20 protein-coding genes are annotated in these 16,720 nt (G+C 69.8%); 12 read left to right on the top strand and 8 right to left on the bottom strand.

The window, feature by feature from the left end; genetic code table 11:
- Positions 1–24: 24 nt before the first annotated feature.
- Together M1M07_RS24255 and M1M07_RS24250 are read left to right on the top strand one after the other, a co-directional pair.
- Complete coding sequence (locus M1M07_RS24255) at positions 25–462, top strand: OsmC family protein (protein WP_197252308.1); 438 nt, start codon at positions 25–27, stop codon at positions 460–462.
- 46 nt (positions 463–508) lie between these two features.
- Positions 509–1,219 carry a DsbA family oxidoreductase gene (locus M1M07_RS24250; protein ID WP_248675804.1) on the top strand — a complete coding sequence of 237 codons (711 nt, stop codon included), beginning with the start codon at positions 509–511 and terminating at the stop codon, positions 1,217–1,219.
- Positions 1,220–1,260: 41 nt separating this feature from the next.
- On the opposite strand, the gene M1M07_RS24245 is transcribed toward M1M07_RS24250, so the two are convergent.
- Complete coding sequence (locus M1M07_RS24245; RefSeq protein ID WP_248675803.1) at positions 1,261–2,070, bottom strand: helix-turn-helix domain-containing protein; 810 nt, start codon at positions 2,068–2,070, stop codon at positions 1,261–1,263.
- A 128-nt stretch (positions 2,071–2,198) separates the two neighbouring features.
- Here M1M07_RS24245 and M1M07_RS24240 point away from each other — a divergent pair, with 128 nt between their 5' ends.
- Positions 2,199–2,591 carry a nuclear transport factor 2 family protein gene (locus M1M07_RS24240; RefSeq protein ID WP_248675802.1) on the top strand — a complete coding sequence of 131 codons (393 nt, stop codon included), beginning with the start codon at positions 2,199–2,201 and terminating at the stop codon, positions 2,589–2,591.
- 72 nt (positions 2,592–2,663) lie between these two features.
- Here M1M07_RS24240 and M1M07_RS24235 read toward each other — a convergent pair whose 3' ends face one another.
- Complete coding sequence (locus M1M07_RS24235) at positions 2,664–2,969, bottom strand: antibiotic biosynthesis monooxygenase (RefSeq protein ID WP_197252304.1); 306 nt, start codon at positions 2,967–2,969, stop codon at positions 2,664–2,666.
- 32 nt (positions 2,970–3,001) lie between these two features.
- Between M1M07_RS24235 and M1M07_RS24230 the strand changes: the two genes are divergently transcribed.
- Complete coding sequence (locus M1M07_RS24230; RefSeq protein WP_248675801.1) at positions 3,002–3,748, top strand: alpha/beta fold hydrolase; 747 nt, start codon at positions 3,002–3,004, stop codon at positions 3,746–3,748.
- On the opposite strand, the gene M1M07_RS24225 is transcribed toward M1M07_RS24230, so the two are convergent.
- Positions 3,706–4,635, bottom strand: coding sequence for an A/G-specific adenine glycosylase (locus M1M07_RS24225; RefSeq protein ID WP_248675800.1), 930 nt, complete (start codon positions 4,633–4,635; stop codon positions 3,706–3,708). The two genes, M1M07_RS24230 and M1M07_RS24225, sit on opposite strands and share 43 nt — an antisense overlap.
- A gap of 90 nt (positions 4,636–4,725) precedes the next feature.
- Here M1M07_RS24225 and M1M07_RS24220 point away from each other — a divergent pair, with 90 nt between their 5' ends.
- Both M1M07_RS24220 and M1M07_RS24215 read left to right on the top strand, forming a co-directional pair.
- The gene (locus M1M07_RS24220) at positions 4,726–5,352 is read left to right on the top strand and encodes a carbonic anhydrase (protein WP_197252302.1); all 627 of its coding nucleotides are present in this window, start codon (positions 4,726–4,728) and stop codon (positions 5,350–5,352) included.
- A gap of 57 nt (positions 5,353–5,409) precedes the next feature.
- Positions 5,410–6,117, top strand: coding sequence for a hypothetical protein (locus M1M07_RS24215; protein ID WP_197252301.1), 708 nt, complete (start codon positions 5,410–5,412; stop codon positions 6,115–6,117).
- A gap of 33 nt (positions 6,118–6,150) precedes the next feature.
- Here the strand turns inward: M1M07_RS24215 and disA are convergent, their stop codons facing one another.
- Entirely contained in the window at positions 6,151–7,233 is a 1,083-nt protein-coding gene (gene disA, locus M1M07_RS24210) for a DNA integrity scanning diadenylate cyclase DisA (RefSeq protein ID WP_197252300.1), read from the bottom strand.
- Positions 7,234–7,329: 96 nt separating this feature from the next.
- Between disA and M1M07_RS24205 the strand changes: the two genes are divergently transcribed.
- A complete protein-coding gene (locus M1M07_RS24205; RefSeq protein WP_248675799.1) occupies positions 7,330–7,890 on the top strand; it encodes a PaaI family thioesterase in 561 nt (186 codons plus the stop codon).
- A gap of 25 nt (positions 7,891–7,915) precedes the next feature.
- Here the strand turns inward: M1M07_RS24205 and dinB are convergent, their stop codons facing one another.
- The 3 genes from dinB to M1M07_RS24190 form a co-directional block, all read right to left on the bottom strand.
- The gene (dinB, locus tag M1M07_RS24200) at positions 7,916–9,160 is read right to left on the bottom strand and encodes a DNA polymerase IV (protein WP_248675798.1); all 1,245 of its coding nucleotides are present in this window, start codon (positions 9,158–9,160) and stop codon (positions 7,916–7,918) included.
- A gap of 20 nt (positions 9,161–9,180) precedes the next feature.
- Positions 9,181–10,569, bottom strand: a complete 1,389-nt coding sequence (gene radA, locus M1M07_RS24195) for a DNA repair protein RadA (protein ID WP_248675797.1) — start codon at positions 10,567–10,569, stop codon at positions 9,181–9,183.
- Positions 10,570–10,670: 101 nt separating this feature from the next.
- Positions 10,671–11,303, bottom strand: coding sequence for a hypothetical protein (locus M1M07_RS24190; RefSeq protein WP_197250926.1), 633 nt, complete (start codon positions 11,301–11,303; stop codon positions 10,671–10,673).
- 290 nt (positions 11,304–11,593) lie between these two features.
- Here M1M07_RS24190 and carD point away from each other — a divergent pair, with 290 nt between their 5' ends.
- Genes carD through rlmB form a run of 5 tightly spaced genes read left to right on the top strand, consistent with a single transcriptional unit; the run spans position 11,594 to position 15,699 of the window.
- On the top strand, positions 11,594–12,082 hold the full coding sequence (carD, locus tag M1M07_RS24185) for an RNA polymerase-binding transcription factor CarD (protein ID WP_068155544.1): 489 nt from the start codon (positions 11,594–11,596) through the stop codon (positions 12,080–12,082).
- Between the two features lie 33 nt (positions 12,083–12,115).
- Positions 12,116–12,841, top strand: coding sequence for a 2-C-methyl-D-erythritol 4-phosphate cytidylyltransferase (gene ispD, locus M1M07_RS24180; RefSeq protein ID WP_197250937.1), 726 nt, complete (start codon positions 12,116–12,118; stop codon positions 12,839–12,841).
- A gap of 4 nt (positions 12,842–12,845) precedes the next feature.
- On the top strand, positions 12,846–13,322 hold the full coding sequence (gene ispF, locus M1M07_RS24175) for a 2-C-methyl-D-erythritol 2,4-cyclodiphosphate synthase (RefSeq protein WP_248675796.1): 477 nt from the start codon (positions 12,846–12,848) through the stop codon (positions 13,320–13,322).
- Between the two features lie 11 nt (positions 13,323–13,333).
- Complete coding sequence (gene cysS / locus M1M07_RS24170) at positions 13,334–14,728, top strand: cysteine--tRNA ligase (RefSeq protein WP_248675795.1); 1,395 nt, start codon at positions 13,334–13,336, stop codon at positions 14,726–14,728.
- Complete coding sequence (gene rlmB / locus M1M07_RS24165) at positions 14,728–15,699, top strand: 23S rRNA (guanosine(2251)-2'-O)-methyltransferase RlmB (protein ID WP_197250929.1); 972 nt, start codon at positions 14,728–14,730, stop codon at positions 15,697–15,699. Before cysS ends, rlmB begins: the two co-directional genes overlap by 1 nt.
- Positions 15,700–15,726: 27 nt before the next feature.
- Here rlmB and M1M07_RS24160 read toward each other — a convergent pair whose 3' ends face one another.
- Complete coding sequence (locus tag M1M07_RS24160; protein WP_248675794.1) at positions 15,727–16,590, bottom strand: biotin-dependent carboxyltransferase family protein; 864 nt, start codon at positions 16,588–16,590, stop codon at positions 15,727–15,729.
- Positions 16,591–16,720 lie beyond the last annotated feature (130 nt).

Raw genomic sequence — 16,720 nt, 5'->3', positions numbered from 1 at the left:
CACCACACGAAGGGGAAGATCCTCATGCCCACACGCACCGCACGCACCGCATGGAACGGCGGCCTCCAGGATGGCTCCGGGCAGGTCGAGCTCAGCAGTTCCGGGCGCGGCACGTTCGACGTGTCGTTCCCGAAGCGCGCCGCCGACGACGCCGGCGGCACCACCAGTCCCGAGGAACTCATCGCCGCCGCGCACTCGTCGTGCTACGCGATGCAGTTGTCCGCACTGATCGCCGAGGCCGGGGGAACACCGCAGAGTCTCGAGGTGACCGCCGACGTCTCGCTCGGTCCCGATCCCGCGGGCGGATTCCGGCTCACCGGAATCAATCTGACCGTGCGTGGTGAAGTCGAGGGCCTCGACGCCGCCGGATTCGGCAAGGCCGCCGAGGACGCGAAGGCCGGATGCCCGGTGAGCAAGGCGCTCACTGGAGTCGAGATCACCCTCGACGCGGCGCTGGAGTGAGCCGGCCGAGGGAACATCGCGGCGCCGGTGGCTGTTGCACCGGCACGTGACCTTTGGAGACAACACTGCCCGGATCGAGATCTGGTCCGATATCGCCTGCCCCTGGTGCTACATCGGCAAGCGGCGGTTCGCTGCTGCCCTGAGCGAGTTCGAGCACCGCGACCGCGTGTCGGTGACCTGGCGTTCGTACCAGCTGGCCCCGGACACCCCGACGGGTCTGCGGCGCCCCGAGATCGATGCGCTGGTCGAGATGAAGGGGATGCCGGCCGATCAGGTGCGGCAGATGTTCGCGCACGTCGCGCACGTCGCGGCACAGGACGGCCTCGACATCGACTTCGCCACCGTGATCGCGGCGAACACCTTCGACGCGCATCGGCTGCTGCACCTCGCGGGCGAGCGGCGTGACGCGCTGCTCGAGGCGCTGTTCCGCGCGCACTTCGTCGAGGGCGAGGTGGTCGACGACCGCGACACGCTCGTGCGGATCGCCGCGTCGGCCGGGCTGGACCCGGAGACCGTCCGTGCCGGCCTCGACGGCGACGCAGCTGCCGATGCGGTCCGAGCCGACCTGCTCGAAGCCCGGACGCTGGGCGTGACCGGGGTGCCGTTCTTCGTCGCGAATCGCGCCGTGGCCGTCTCGGGAGCTCAACCGAAGGACGTGTTCCTCGCGCTGTTACAGCGTGCCGTCGACGATGTCGATGCCGCGGAAACGGCCGCCGCCGACGTGACCGGCGCAGCGGGAGACGGCTGCGCAGTGTGAGTCGGGTACGCAGTGTGAGCCGGGCGCCTCACGGTGGACGTTCAGGACGGCACCGTGAGGTCCGCCATCGCCCGGAGGAGTGTCGCGGTCACGGCATCGGCCGGGAAGAACGTCTCGATCGCGATCTCGTCGAGGGTCACGTCGAACGGGGATCCGAACACCGTCGTCGTGTACAGAAGGGACAGGTCCCCGTGCGCGGATGCCACGACGAGGGGCATGGCGAGGTCGTTCGCTGCCGGACCGTCCGCCGCGTCGTGCGCAGGCACGGGGTAGGCGGCCAGTTCGTCGCGCAGCTCGCGTAGCTCCGGTATCGCGGTACGGGACAGCTGGCGGCTCACCCGGCGCACGACGTGGTCGCGCCACCGGGTGAAGTTGCGGATTCTCGGGGCCAGGCCGTCGGGGTGCAGGGTCGCGCGCAGAACGTTGACCGGCGGTTCGAGCAGATGCGGTGCGATGTCCGTGAACATCGACTGCGCGGGCCGATTCGCGGCGAGGAGTTCCCAGCGGACGTCGACCGCCAGCGCCGGGTTGGGTTCGTGTCCGGTGAGAACCGCCTCGACGGCCTCCCGCGCTGCGCCGAGATCGGCGAACGGACGCTCCGGGTACGCCGGGGCGTAGCCGGCGGCGAGGTAGAGCCGGTTCCGCTCGCGAAGCGGAATCTCGAGTTCGTCGGCGAGCTTGTCGAGGACACCCCTCCCGGGTGTCGATCGACCGGTTTCGACGTAGCTGAGATGCCGGGTCGACAGGTCGGCGGCGATCGAGACGTCGAGCTGGGAGCGGCCTCGTCGTTCGCGCCAGGACCGCAGTAGTGGCCCGACCGACTCCGTGCGGATTGCTGACTGTGCGGGCATGACCTCACCCTGCCCGGGTCCGCGCAGCGCTGCAATGACCCCGGAGGTCATCGACGGCCGGCACGGAAGCGGTCCAGGATCGATGATGCCGCACCGAAGCGGCTCGTCACCGAGAGGCAGTGAATGTCATGACCGAAACCACCTCGAAGAGCGAACGATTCGAGCTCTCCGACACGATCGAACGGTACGTCCGATTCTGGAATCCGGGAGCCGACGACGCACTCACCGCCGAAACGCTCGTCGAAGACGTCGAATACTGCGCGCCGGTCGGAGTGCTGACGGGCCCGGCCGCGCTCGTCGACTTCCGCCGGCAGTTCACCGACCACATGGGCAGCTACGAGTTCCGCCGGCGAACCGCACCGGACCTTCACCACGACCGGGCCAGACTGAGCTGGGAACTGGTCACGGCCACGGGGGATTCGTTCGCCGAGGGCACGGATGTGCTCACCATGGCGGACGACGGCCGGGTCCGGGCGGTGACGGTGTTCCTCGATCGACCGCCCGCCGGGTTCCATGCGTGAGGGTGGCCCACGAAAAAGGCAGCCGCGCGCGTGAGGACGCGCGCGGCTGTCGTACTGCTCAGCGGATGTGGGTCAGGACTTCTTGACGTCGAGGACGACCTCGAACTCGAGCAGCGACGCACCGGTAGCGACCGGCTTCTTGGCTTCACCGGCGTGGGCGGCACGGGCATCGCCGTCACGCCACGCGGCGAACGCCTCCTCGGATTCCCACTGCGTCACCACGAAGTAGCGGGTCTCGCCCGCGGTCGGACGCAGCAGCTGGAAACCCAGGAATCCGGGCGACTTGTCCACGGTGCCCGCGCGATTCGCGAATCGCTTCTCCAGTTCGGGGCCTGCGCCCTCCGGGACCTCGATTGCGTTGATCTTCACGACTGCCATGGCGGCGAGCCTACTCCGCTACCTTGTCGGGTGTGTTGCACGACGAAGGTGGTTCCGGACGACCGATCCTGCTGCTGCACGGGCTGATGGGCAGCGCCCGCACATGGCGGCGCCACGTGCCGTGGCTGCGCGACCACGGGCACGTCCACACCTTCGACGCGGCCGCACACGGACGACCCGCCCCGGACGAGCTGACCACCGAAGCGTTCGTGGCCGATCTCGCCCGGCACCTCGACGACGCCGGATTCGACGAACCGCTCGTCGTCATCGGGCATTCGATGGGTGCACTGCACGCCTGGTGCCTGGCCGCCGCACATCCGGACCGGGTGGCGGCTCTCGTTCTCGAGGACATGGCCCCCGACTTCCGTGGCCGCACCGCAGCGGACTGGGCGGCCGTGATCGGCGCCTGGCCGCAGCCGTTTCCGACCGAGGCCGCCGTCCACGACTACTTCGGGCCGGTCGCCGGGCAGTACTTCCTCGACTCGTTCGAACGACGCGACGACGGTTGGTACCTGCACGGCGACGTCGCGACCTTCCGCGACATCTCCGAGGAATGGGGCACCCGGCACTTCTGGGACGAGTGGCGCGCGGTCGAGGCGCCGACGCTGCTCATCGAGGGCGAATACACCATCACGCCCGAAGGTCAGATGCTGCGGATGGCCGACGAACGCCCCGGCACGTCCTACGTGCGCATCGCCGGAGCGGGCCATCTCGTCCACGACGACAAGCCGGAGGACTACCGCGCGGCCGTCGAAGGATTCCTCGCCGCACTCGGCTGACCGTCTGCGCCTTCACCCGCGAGCGCGAAGCGCCCGTCGTCCGTCTGCTCGACGAGTCCGTCGACGAGCAGCGAATGCAACGCGCGGTCGCGCTGGCCCGGGTCGACGAGCCACACGACGTCGAGCGCCGCCCGCTCCACCGGGCCCTCGCTCTCCCGCAGTACCGCCATCAACTTGCCGCGCACCTGGCGGTCGGTCCCGGCGAACTTCTGCACCTTCTTCGGCGGGCCGTCGTGGGCGGGACTGCCGGCCTCGCGCCAGGCGCAACTCGGCAGCGGACAGCGTCCGCATTCGGGGGAGCGGGCGGTGCAGACGGTCGCACCGAGTTCCATCAGTGCCGCAGAGAACGTGGCGGCCCGGGATCGGTTGCGCGGCAACAGGATTTCGACGTCGGCGAGGTCGCGGGTGGTCGACGGATTGCCCGGTTCGGCGCGGCCGTGCACGGCCCGCGCGACGACCCGCCGCACATTGGTGTCGACGACCGGCACCCGCTGCCCGTATGCGAAACACGCGACCGCCCGCGCGGTGTACGCGCCGACGCCGGGCAGGCTCAACAGCGTCTCGACGTCCGCCGGGACCACGTCGCCGTGTTCGGCGGCGAGGACCCCGGCACACTCGTGCAGACGCAGCGCGCGCCGCGGGTAGCCGAGCTTGCCCCACGCCCGCAGCACGTCGGCCTGGCTCGACGCCGCCATCAGCGACGGCACCGGCCAACGCTGCACCCACTGCTCCCAGATCGGCGCGACCCGGGCGACGGGTGTCTGCTGGAGCATCACCTCCGACATGAGGATCTGCCAGCCGGTGACCCCTTCGCGTCGCCACGGAAGATCCCGCGCTTCGGCGGTGTACCAGCGCAGCAGTGCGGACGCGTCGAGGGTCGATCTCACAAGATCTCCTATCGGTGTGTCGGAAGATTGTTTCGCGCCGTTGATCACACCGAACGATCAGCGACATCGGGCCAGGTGAATAATGGCCGCATGCCCAATTCGAATCCCATCTCCGCTTGGAAGGCCCTGACCGAGGGTAACGAGCGGTTCGTGTCCGGTGTCCCGCTGCACCCCAGCCAGAGCATCGACCGCCGCACAGAGCTCGTCGGTGGCCAGAATCCGACGGCAGTGCTGTTCGGTTGCGGCGACTCCCGCGTGGCCGCCGAGATCATCTTCGACCAGGGTCTCGGCGACATGTTCGTCGTCCGGACCGCCGGCCACGTGATCGACAGCGCGGTTCTCGGTTCCATCGAGTACGCCGTCGAGATCCTGAACGTGCCGCTCGTCGTGATCCTCGGACACGACAGCTGCGGTGCCGTGAAGGCCACTGTGTCCGCGTTGGACAAGGGCGACGTCCCTCCGGGATTCATCCGCGACGTCGTCGAGCGGGTCACCCCGTCGGTCCTCATGGGCCGGAGCGAGGGGCTGACCCATCCCGACGAGCTCGAGGCACGCCACGTCGTCGAGACCGCCAAGCTCCTGATGCAGCGGTCCCGGATCATCGCTGATCGCGTCGAGGCCGGTCGTTGCGCCATCGTCGGCGTCACCTACACACTCTCCGACGGTCGCGTCAAGCTCCACAAGCACGTCGGCGACATCGGTGTGACGGTCGACTGACGCGACACGCCGACCTCGGTGTGGCCACGGCCCGAACCTGCACCTACCGTGTGAGTCGTGCTTCAACCGAACGGGCCGCTGCCCCCTGAGATCTACTGGCGCCGCCGCGCACTCGCCGTGGGTGTCGGCTTGGTCGTGCTGGCTCTGGTCGTGTGGCTGGTAATGGCACTGACCGGCGGCGGTGACGACCCCGAGCCGGAGAACACCGCCGCCGAGGTCACGTCGACGACGGCGACCACGACGACGTCCGCCGACGCCACCGCCGAGCCGGCCGCAGCCGGATCCGGCGGTGGGTCGTCGACGGGAACGTCGGCGGGAACGTCGGCGTCCGCCACGACCACCTCGAGCACGACCGCGACGCCGGTCGCCGCGGGGCAGTGCCCCGACCAGTCGCTGGCGGTTCGCGTGACCGCGGATCAGCCGAACTATCGCGTCGGCGACGAACCCGCGTTCACCATCGTCATCACCAACATCGGAACCGAGCAGTGCGAACGCGACCTCGGAGCCGGCCTGCAGCAGGTGCTGGTCTACAGCCTCGACGGGGCGACCCGATTCTGGTCGAACACCGACTGCTTCCCCGAGTCGACCGCGGACGTGCGCACGCTGGCTCCGGGTGACCAGGCGGCGTTCTCGGTGAAGTGGTCCGGCACCACGTCGGCGCCCGGCTGCCAGCAGCCGCGCGAACCGGTCGGTCCGGGCGCATACAGCGTCGTCGGCCAGCTCGGTGGGCTGCGCAGCACCCCGGAGCCGTTCAACGTCGCCTGAGCACAGCGACTCGGTCGCCCGAGGACAGCGTGTTCAGTCGTACGGTCCGTTGATGGACGCCTCCGCGAGACGTGACAGTCCTTCGCGGATGTACCGGGCCCAGAGGGCGCCGATGCCGTCGACGGACTGGATGTCCGCGGCGGTCGCCGCGAGCAGCCCCTGCAGGGTCCCGAACGATCCGACCAGCCGATGGATCTGCGCGGTCTGCAGCCGCGGCACCCGGTGCAGGACCCGGTATCCGCGCGGGCTCATCGCGGTGTCGAGAGCCTCGATCGTCCCCGGATATCCGAAGGCGCGGGCCAGGACCGTCAGGTCCAGCAGGTCGACGTCGGTCAGGTGTTCGAGGACCTCGAGGGTGCGTTCGACATCGGCGGACGACGGTGCCTCGGTTCCGGCGAGGTAGTCGCGGACGATGAGCTGGCGCGCCAGCTGGTTGTCGCCGACCAGTTCCTCGAGCTGCAGTGCCAGCTGCCGGCCGTCCGTGCCGAGTTCGAGCACGTCCTGTTCGATTTCCACCGACACGCGGTGCATCATCTCGAGGCGCTGGGCCACGGTAAGCGCGTCGCGCAGCGTCACGAAGTCCTCGATCTCGACCACGGACAGCTGGCGGGTGACCTCGTCCAGCCGCGCCTTGTATCGCTCGAGGGTCGCGACGGCCTGGTTGGCGCGCGACAGGATCGTCGCGGAATCGTTGATGACGTGCCGGTGGCCGGCCACGTACACACTCACGATGCTCATCGACTGGCTCACCGACACCACCGGATAACCGGTTTCGATCGCGGTGCGCTCGGCCGCGCGGTGCCGGGTCCCGGACTCGACGGTCGGGATGCGATGGTCGGGAACCAGCTGCACGTTGGCGCGCACGATGCGCGTTCCGTCGGTGGAGACGACGACGGCACCGTCCATCTTCGACAGTTCGCGCAGCCGGGTCGGGGCGAACTCGACGTCGAGTTCGAAACCGCCGTCGCACAGGGCCGCGACCCGCTCGTCGAAACCGAGGACGATCAGGCCGCCGGTGCGTCCGCGCAGGATCCGTTCGAGCCCGTCGCGCAGTGCCGTGCCGGGGGCGAGGCGGGCGATCGTGTCGCGCAGCGTCGCGGACGACACGTCGGACATACCTTGCTCCTCCCTCGGACGGCCCATGCGGCGGCAATCACAATTGCACGGTCTACCCGGCGGAGGCAGCCGATCGCGGAACTACATTACTGCGTCATGAGTAGCACCTGGACGTTGCCCGCTGACCTCGTACTTCCGGAGATTCCGGAGAACCATCCGCGGCCGGGTGAGGCACTGCCCCAGCACTGGAGCAAGTGCTTCGGCTGCGGTGACGACCAGCCGGGCGGACTGAAGATGCACTGCACGGTCGGGGAGGGGCTCGAGGTCCTCGGCCGCCTCGACGTCGCCACCTACTACCAGGGCGGACCGGGTTTCATCCACGGTGGCATCCTGACCAGCGCGTTCGACGAAGTTCAGGGCATGGCGTGCATGGTGTTGCAGCGGCCGGTCGTCACCGGTCATCTCCAGGTGGATTTCGCGCGGCCGATCCCGCTCGGTTCGGTGCTCGAGTTCCGCGCCCGGCTGGACGGCACGGTGCGCCGCAAGGTGTACACGAGCGCGGAAGTCCGCATCGTGGAGGGCCCGATGGCCGATCCCGACATCGTGGTCGCGACGTCCCGGGGGCTGTTCCTCACGGTCGGTGCCGAGCACTTCGACAAGGGCAAGGACTACGTCGACGGCGTCCCGGTCTCGCCGTACGGCACCTCGTCGGTGTAGCGCTACCTCGTCGGGCCGGCCCGGCTCAGTCCGGCAGGAGCGGCACGCCGGGGCGGTGATCGTGGCCGAGGAGCGTCGCGGACGTCAGGGACCCGGATCCGAAGCGGTTGTGCACGTCGTCGAGCACGGCGTCCAGGGCATGCCGGTCGATCGGCCGGTGTGTGACGACCTCGCCCGCGGCGTTGCCCCCTTGTTCGACGACGTCGTCGAACGGCAGTTCCAGCTGTTCGGTGTCCTCGTCGTCGAGATTGGTGACCGCGACACCCACGAGCGTCAGCCCGCGATCGGCGACGAGCGGCCACGCGGCATGCAGCAGGTCCAGGGCGGTGTCGCGGACGGTGTCGGTGCGCGCGGTCGCGACCGGCAGCGTGTGCGACCGGGTGATGCGCGTGTAGTCGGCGAAGCGCAGTCGCAGCACGACCGTGCGGCCGAGCCGATCGGCCGCCCGCATCCGCCGGGTCACCTTGTCGACGAGCAGCATGAGGGTCGCAGCCACGGAGTCCGGATCGTGGTAGCCGCGTCCGAGCGCGTGCTGGGCTCCCATCGAGCGGCGTCGTCGCCGGGTGCGGACGGTCCGGGGATCGACGCCGTTGGCCAGTGCGTGCAGGTGGCGGCCGGTGGCCTTCCCGAGCAGCGCCACCAGGTCGCTCTCACTGTGGCTCGCGACGTCGGCGACGCGGCGGATGCCGTGGGCGTGCAGCGTGGCGGCGGTGACCTTGCCGACGCCCCAGAGGCGTTCGACGGGCAGCGGATGCAGGAACTGCAGTTCGCCGTCCGGTGGCACGAGCAGCAGTCCGTCCGGTTTCGCGACGCCACTGGCGACCTTCGCGAGGAACTTCGTGCGCGCGACCCCGACGGTGATCGGCAGCCCGACCTGCTCGGCGACATCGCGGCGCAGCCTTGTCGCGATCTCCAGGGGCGTGCCCGCGATCCGGCGCAGCCCGCCCACGTCGAGGAACGCCTCGTCGATGGAGATGCCCTCCACGATCGGGCTCGTCCGGTCGAAGACGGCGAACACGTCGCGGCTCGCGCGGGTGTAGGCGTCCATGCGCGGCGGTACCGAGATCAGGCCTGGGCACAGCGCGCGGGCGGCCCGTCCGGACATCGCCGTCTTGATCCCGTACGCCTTCGCCTCGTAGCTCGCGGCGAGCACGACCCCGCCGCCCACGACTACCGGCCGGCCCCGCAGCCACGGATCGTCGCGCTGCTCCACCGACGCGTAGAACGCGTCGAGGTCGGCGTGCAGGATCGTCGCATCGGACACGAACATATGTTCGCATCCGGCACCGACTAGCTCCGCAGCGCCGCCAGCGCCTGTCCGACGTTGCCCACCTCGGTCGCCTTCACCGACTTGGGCACGCCCTCGGTGCCGGGCGGGACCAGCGCGCGGGTGAAGCCGAGCCGGCCGGCCTCTGCGAGTCGCCGGCCCACGCCGGACACGCGCCGGACCTCACCGGCGAGCCCGACCTCGCCGAGCAGCACCGTGCCCGCCGGCAGCGGTTTCTCGCGCACCGCCGACGCGACCGCGAGTGCCAGGGCGAGGTCCGCGGACGGATCGGTGATCCGCATGCCGCCGACCGTCGACGCATAGACGTCGCACTTGCCCAGCGGGATCCTGCAGCGACGTTCCAGCACAGCGAGGACCATCGCGACCCGGGCGGAGTCGAGCCCGCTCACCGCCCGCCGCGGCGACGGGTTGTGGGTGGGCACCACCAGCGCCTGCAACTCACCGAGCATCGGACGCTTGCCGTCCATGGTCACGGTGATCGCGGTTCCGGCGACCTCCTCGGTGCGGTGCTGCAGGAACAGCCCGGACGGGTCGCTGACTCCGGCGATGCCGTCCTCGGACAGTTCGAAGCAGCCGACCTCGTCGGCGGCCCCGAAACGGTTCTTCACGCCGCGCACCATGCGCAGCGTCGAATGCTTGTCTCCTTCGAAGTGCAGCACGACGTCGACGAGATGCTCGAGCGATCGTGGCCCGGCGACCGCGCCGTCCTTGGTGACGTGACCGATGAGCAGCACCGGGACGCCGCTGGCCTTGGCGAGCGAGGTCAGCGCGCTGGTGACGGCCCGCACCTGGGTGACACCGCCGGAGACGCCTTCGACGTCGGCGGCGAGCATCGTCTGCACGGAGTCGACGACGAGCAGCGTCGGCTTCACCTGTTCGACGTGACCGAAGATCGTCGCGAGATCGGATTCGGCGGCGAGGAAGACCCGTTCGTGCACCGAACCGGTGCGATCGGCGCGCAGCCGCACCTGACCGGCGGATTCCTCGCCGGTGACGTAGAGCGAGCGGTCGTCGGGGCTGCGCTGTGCCCAGCGATGCACGACCTCGAGGAGCAGCGTGGATTTGCCGACGCCCGGTTCGCCGGCGAGCAGAACGACCGACCCCGGCACCACCCCGCCGCCGAGCACCCTGTCGAGTTCGGAGATGCCGGTCGGTTTGGCGTGCGTGGCCTTGCCGTCGACGAGCGTCAGCGGCGTCGCGGGTGTGGTCGGCAGGATCGCGGCGGCACCGGCGCGCGCCAGTGATGTTCCCGGGCGTGCGGCGACCGCGGCGGGAACGGCCGCTGTCTCGTCCATCGACCCCCACGTGCCGCACTCGGGGCAGCGCCCCACCCATTTCGCGACGGTGTGCGCGCAGTCGCTGCAACGGTAGATCGATTTCGTCTTGGCCACGGACTGCACGATAGAGGCGCGGACCGACACCGGACCTCCACCGAAACGAGGGCGGGGCCGGACGAGCAATGCTCGTCCGGCCCCGCCCTCGTGAGATCGGGTCAGTGGCTCTCGCCGACCACCGGAGACTTGTCGGACTCGTGCCGCTCCAGCTTCGGGCCCGCGTCGACGGGAACGCTGACGGTCACGTCGCCGGCCTCGGCGAACGTGAAGGTGACCGGGATGGTCAGGCCGGGGCGGACGCCCTCCTTCAGGCCGGTCAGCTCGACGGCGACGGGCACCGCGGTGTCGGGCTCCTCCTCGTCACCGGCCGGCTTCGGCGACTCGTCGACGACGAGTCCCTCGGCCTCGGCGGCCTGGGCAGGCGGAAGACCTGCGACGACGGAGCGTCCCGGCGGAATCTCGAGGTCGCCGACACCGGTCGCGGCGGCCGCGAAATCGGTGGAGATGCCGGTCAGCTTGTCCGGGGTGTACGGATCGAGGTTGACGATGCTGAAGCCGAGGGCGGCCTTGCCGCCGGGCTCGAGGGAGTACTCCTCGGAATCGGGGTAGATCACGTGCACATTGCGCAGTGCTATCTGGCCGACGTTGCCGCTGTTGCCGTTGATGGCCGCGACCTGGGTGGCGGTCTGGCTGATCTGGCCGGCGCCGCAAGCGGACAGAGTGAGCGCTGCCCCGGCGGCCAGGGCGAGAGCAGTCGCGACTCGGCGAGTCGGCGCGTTCAGAGCAGTCACGGGTTGTCCTCCACTCGAGTAAGGCTCGCAATCCACTAGGCAGAGTAGTAGTTGCCGGCGGCGCAGTCTTCCCCGGGGCCGTTCCGGCGGCACACCGACTGCACGGCGACGCGTACGCGCGCCCTGCGAATCATGATATTGGGCGGCCTGTGTCGGAAGTCACGAGATGCACGGAACCGGTTGCATGTCAAGCCCTACGCGCACGCGTCGGTGCCCCTGACCTGCGCCGTTGATGAGGGGCGAATGTGGTCGCGTGTTAAACTCGAAGAATCGAAAGGGGCACGGGACACATGATTTTCAAGGTCGGAGACACCGTCGTATACCCCCATCACGGTGCGGCGCTGATCGAAGCAATCGAAACACGCACCATCAAGGGTGAGCAGAAGGAATATCTGGTTCTGAAAGTCGCGCAGGGCGACCTGACCGTACGGGTACCTGCTGAAAACGCGGAATACGTCGGTGTTCGCGACGTCGTCGGGCAAGAAGGCCTCGACAAGGTTTTCCAGGTTCTGCGCGCACCACACACCGAAGAGCCGACCAACTGGTCGCGCCGATACAAGGCCAACCTCGAGAAGCTCGCATCCGGCGACGTGAACAAGGTCGCGGAAGTTGTGCGCGACCTGTGGCGTCGTGAGCAGGATCGCGGACTTTCCGCAGGTGAGAAGCGGATGCTCGCCAAGGCTCGGCAGATCCTCGTCGGTGAGCTCGCGCTCGCCGAGGGAACGGACGACGTCAAGGCGGAGACGCTGCTCGACGAGGTGCTCGCCGCCGCGTCCTGAGGCGTGGCAGCAGCGAACATCGAAAAACAGCAGTTGAACGATCGCAGCGGGCCGGTCGTCGGAATCATTCCGGCGGCCGGCCGCGGCGTACGTCTGGGGGAATCGCTTCCCAAGGCGTTCGTCGAACTCGGAGGCCGCACGATGCTCGACCGTGCGGTGCACACCATGATCGACTCCGGCGCGGTCGACCGCGTCGTGATCGTCGTGCCCGCCGAACTGGCCGGGACACCCGTCGACGAGCTCGTCGGGGCCGTCCCGGACGGACGCATCACGGTGGTCGCCGGTGGCGCGGAGCGCGCCGACTCGGTGCGGGCCGGCCTCGACGCCGCGGGCGACGCCCGATTCGTGCTCGTGCACGACGCGGCGCGGGCCCTGACCCCGCCGGACCTGTGCGTGCGGGTCGCGGGGGAACTGCGCGAGGGCAAGGACGCGGTGATTCCGGTCCTGCCGGTCGCCGACACCGTCAAGAGCATCGACACCGACGGGTGGGTCACCGGCACACCGGACCGGTCCACCCTGCGTGCGGTGCAGACTCCTCAGGGATTCGACATCGCGTTGCTGCGCCGGGCGAACGACGACGCCGGTGACGCCACCGACGACGCGGGCCTCGTCGAACGGCTCGGTGAGCGGGTGCACACCGTCGCCGGCGACCCTCTGGCCTTCAAGATAACGACGCCGTTGGACCTGGTCCTGGCCCGAGCGCTGCTCGAGTCGGAGACCGGAGCCCGGGAATCGGCCGAACGAGAACAGGAGCGTTAGCACCGTGCGAGTCGGTATCGGATCCGACGTCCATCCTGTCGAGGCAGGGAAACCGTGCTGGATGGCGGGGCTGCTGTTCGAGGGTGTCGACGGGTGCTCGGGCCATTCGGACGGTGATGTCGCAGCTCACGCGCTGTGCGATGCGTTGCTCTCCGCCGCGGGTCTCGGCGATCTCGGTTCCGTGTTCGGCACGGATCGGCCGGAGATGGCCGGGGCGAGCGGTGCGTCGATGCTCGCCGAGGTCCGGCGACTGCTCGACGCGAACGGTTTCACGATCGGGAACGCCGCGGTCCAGGTCATCGGGAATCGCCCGAAGATCGGGCCGCGTCGCGACGAGGCGCAGAGGGTCCTGTCCGACGTGCTCGGCGCCCCGGTATCGGTCTCGGCGACCACCACCGACGGGCTCGGCCTCACCGGCCGCGGCGAGGGTGTGGCGGCGATCGCGACTGCTCTGGTCCTGCCCCTCGAGACGGAACGGTAGGATCGCTGGTCGTGACCTTGCGCCTTTACGACACCGAAACGCGGGCCGTGCGGGATTTCGTCCCGCTGGTCCCCGGCCATGCCTCGGTGTACCTGTGTGGCGCCACCGTGCAGGGCGAACCCCATATCGGTCATGTGCGCAGTGGCGTCGCGTTCGACGTACTGCGTCGGTGGCTGTCCGCGCAAGGCCTGGACGTCGCTTTTGTGAGAAATGTCACAGATATCGACGACAAGATCCTCCGGAAGGCCGCCGAGGCCGGCCGCCCGTGGTGGGAGTGGAAGTCGACGTACGAGCGCGCCTTCAACCGCGCCTACGACGCCCTCGGAGTGCTGCCGCCGTCCGTGGAGCCCCGCGCGACCGGCCACATCACCCAGATGGTCGAACTGATGCAGCGGCTCATCGACGCGGGCCACGCCTACGCGGCCGACGGCAACGTCTACTTCGACGTGCTCAGCTACCCGGAGTACGGATCCCTGTCCGGGCACAAGCTCGAAGACGTCCACCAGGGCGAGAGCGCGGGCCAGGGCAAGCGCGACCCCCGCGACTTCACGATGTGGAAGGCCGAGAAGCCCGGTGAACCGTCCTGGCCGACCCCGTGGGGTCGCGGACGGCCGGGCTGGCACCTCGAGTGCTCGGCGATGGCCGGCTACTACCTGGGCGGGACCTTCGACATCCACTGCGGCGGCATGGACCTGGTGTTCCCGCACCACGAGAACGAGATCGCGCAGGCCAAGGCCGCGGGCGACGGTTTCGCGCGGTACTGGCTGCACAACGGCTGGGTCACCATGGGCGGCGAGAAGATGTCCAAGTCGCTCGGCAACGTGCTGTCGATCCCGAACGTGCTCGAGCACGTCCGTCCGCAGGAACTGCGGTACTACCTGGGCAGTGCTCACTACCGTTCGATGCTCGAGTACTCCGATGCGGCACTGCAGGAGGCGGCCGCCGCCTACCGGGGCCTCGAATCGTTCGTGCTCAAGACCCGCGACCGCGCGGGCGACGTCCCTCTCGGGACCTGGACCGAGGCGTTCGCCGCGGCTCTCGACGACGACCTGGGTGTGCCGAAGGCGCTCGCCGAGATCCACGGCCGGCGCAGCGAGGGCAACAAGGCGCTCGACGCGGGCGACCTCGACGCCGCCGTGCACATCGCGGGCCAGGTCCGCGCGATGCTCGGCGTCCTCGGTCTCGACCCGCTCGATCCGCACTGGCTGGAGCAGTCCCGCGACGAATCCGCGGCGCTCGCTGCACTCGATGTGCTCGTCGCCGCCGAACTCGAGCGGCGTCAGATCGCGCGCGCGGAGAAGAACTGGGCGGTCGCCGACGAAGTGCGCGCCCGGATGGCGAAGGCGGGCATCGAAGTGACCGATACGCCGAACGGACCCGAGTGGTCCTTGAAAGCAGGGCAGTGATGGCTGGCAATTCTCAGCGCCGCGGAGCAGTCCGCAAGGGCGGAAGCAAGAAGGGGCAGGTCGTCGGCTCCGGCGGTCAGCGACGCCGTGGTCTCGAGGGTCGCGGCGCGACCCCGAAGGCCGAGGACCGGCCGTACCATCCCGCTGCCCGGCGTGCGCGTGCCGCCGCGAAGAACGCCGACCAGCGCGGCGGTGGCGGAGGTCGCCGACCGGCCGGCCGGAAGGCCGAGGACGGTCCGGAAATGGTGCTCGGCCGTAACCCGGTCGTCGAGTGCCTACGGGCCGGTGTGCCCGCGACCGCGCTGTACGTCGCGATCGGCGCCGAGTCCGACGAGCGGCTCAAGGAAGCCGTCCAGCGCGCCGCCGAGACGGGGATCTCGATCCTCGAGGTGCAGCGCAGCGAGCTCGACCGGCTCACCGCGAACGGCATGCACCAGGGCATCGGTCTCCAGGTGCCGCCGTACCGGTACGCGCACCCGGACGATCTGATCGCGGCTGCCCGCGACAACCACGAGCGGCCGCTGCTGGTGGCGCTCGACAACATCTCCGACCCGCGCAACCTCGGTGCCGTCATCCGCTCGGTCGCCGCATTCGGTGGGCACGGCGTGGTCATCCCGCAGCGCCGCAGCGCGTCGGTGACGGCCGTCGCGTGGCGTACCAGCGCCGGTGCCGCGGCGCGGCTTCCCGTCGCGCGGGCCACGAACCTGACGCGGACCCTCAAGGACTGGCAGTCCCAGGGTGTGCGGGTCGTGGGTCTCGACGCGGGTGGCGACACGAGCCTCGACGACTTCGACGGCACCGATCCGGTCGTGGTCGTCGTCGGTTCCGAGGGCAAGGGCCTGTCGCGCCTCGTCCGCGAGACGTGCGATTCGATCCTGTCGATCCCGATGGCCGGCGACGTCGAGTCGCTCAATGCGTCGGTCGCGGCGGGCGTCGTCCTCGCCGACATCGCGCGTCAGCGCCGCAAGTGACACGGCGACGGTGACGGGTTCGCCCCGTCACCGTGCGCGATGGAACCGGATGTGGTGTCCCGGCCGCAGTTGCGCCGCGATGTGCACGTCCTCGGGCACGACGACAGCGATCACCGGATAGTCGCCGACGGCGGGATGGTCCGCGAGCAGCAGGATGGGATGCCCGTCCCGGGGAACCTGGATCGCTCCCGCGACCGTCGGCTCGCCGGCGAACCTGTCCCGACCGGCCCGGTGCAGGGGCCCCGGTCCGTGCAGGCGGATTCCGCGGCGATCGAGTTCCGGTGTGACCGACCAGATCTCCCTGGTCAGTGCTTCGACCGCTCCGGGTGTGAACCAGTGTTCCTGGGGTCCGCGACGGACCCGCAGCACGGCCGGTTCGGGCGTCTCGGCGGGCGGCGGAATCTGCACTTCCGTCGGCAGCTCCGCGGCGAGTCCCCCCACGAGCAGGCGGTCCCCGGCGCGCACGGGCGCCGGGCCGACCCCGGACAGCGTGTCGGTGGCGCGGCTGCCGAGCACCTCCGGCACGTCGATGCCGCCGCGCACCCCCACATACGTGCGTAATCCCTCCGACGGGGCGCCGAGTGTGAGGACATCACCGTCGTTCAGGCGCAGCATCGCGTAGTCGCCCTTCGGCCGGCCGTTCACCGCGACCGCGACCCGGGCGCCGGTGACCGCGACGATCGTCGGCCCGATACTGCGGATCTCGAGCCCGCCGACGGTCACCTCGAGGGTTGCGGCAACCGGGTCGTTGCCGACGAGGCGGTTCGCTGCGTCGTGCGAGGTGAGGTCCGCCGCACCGGATTCGGAGATCCCGGCCTCGGCGTCCCCGGCGCGTCCACGATCCTGGATCGTGGTCAGAGCTCCGCTGCGAACGATCTCGAGCCAAGCCATACCGGCTCTTCGCAGTTAGCAGTGGCATTGGCGCCGGCTGGATGCGACCCGACGTGACCGTCGAGTGCAGGCCCACCGTACCCGGCGGCGTTGGTTCTCCGGGGTACGGAACCCGAACGCGATACGGCCG

Origin of the sequence: Rhodococcus sp. HM1 (assembly GCF_023218075.1) — a bacterium.
GTDB lineage: Bacteria > Actinomycetota > Actinomycetes > Mycobacteriales > Mycobacteriaceae > Rhodococcus.
Note: the sequence above shows the minus strand (reverse complement) of the source record. Positions and strands in the feature narration are given on the sequence as shown.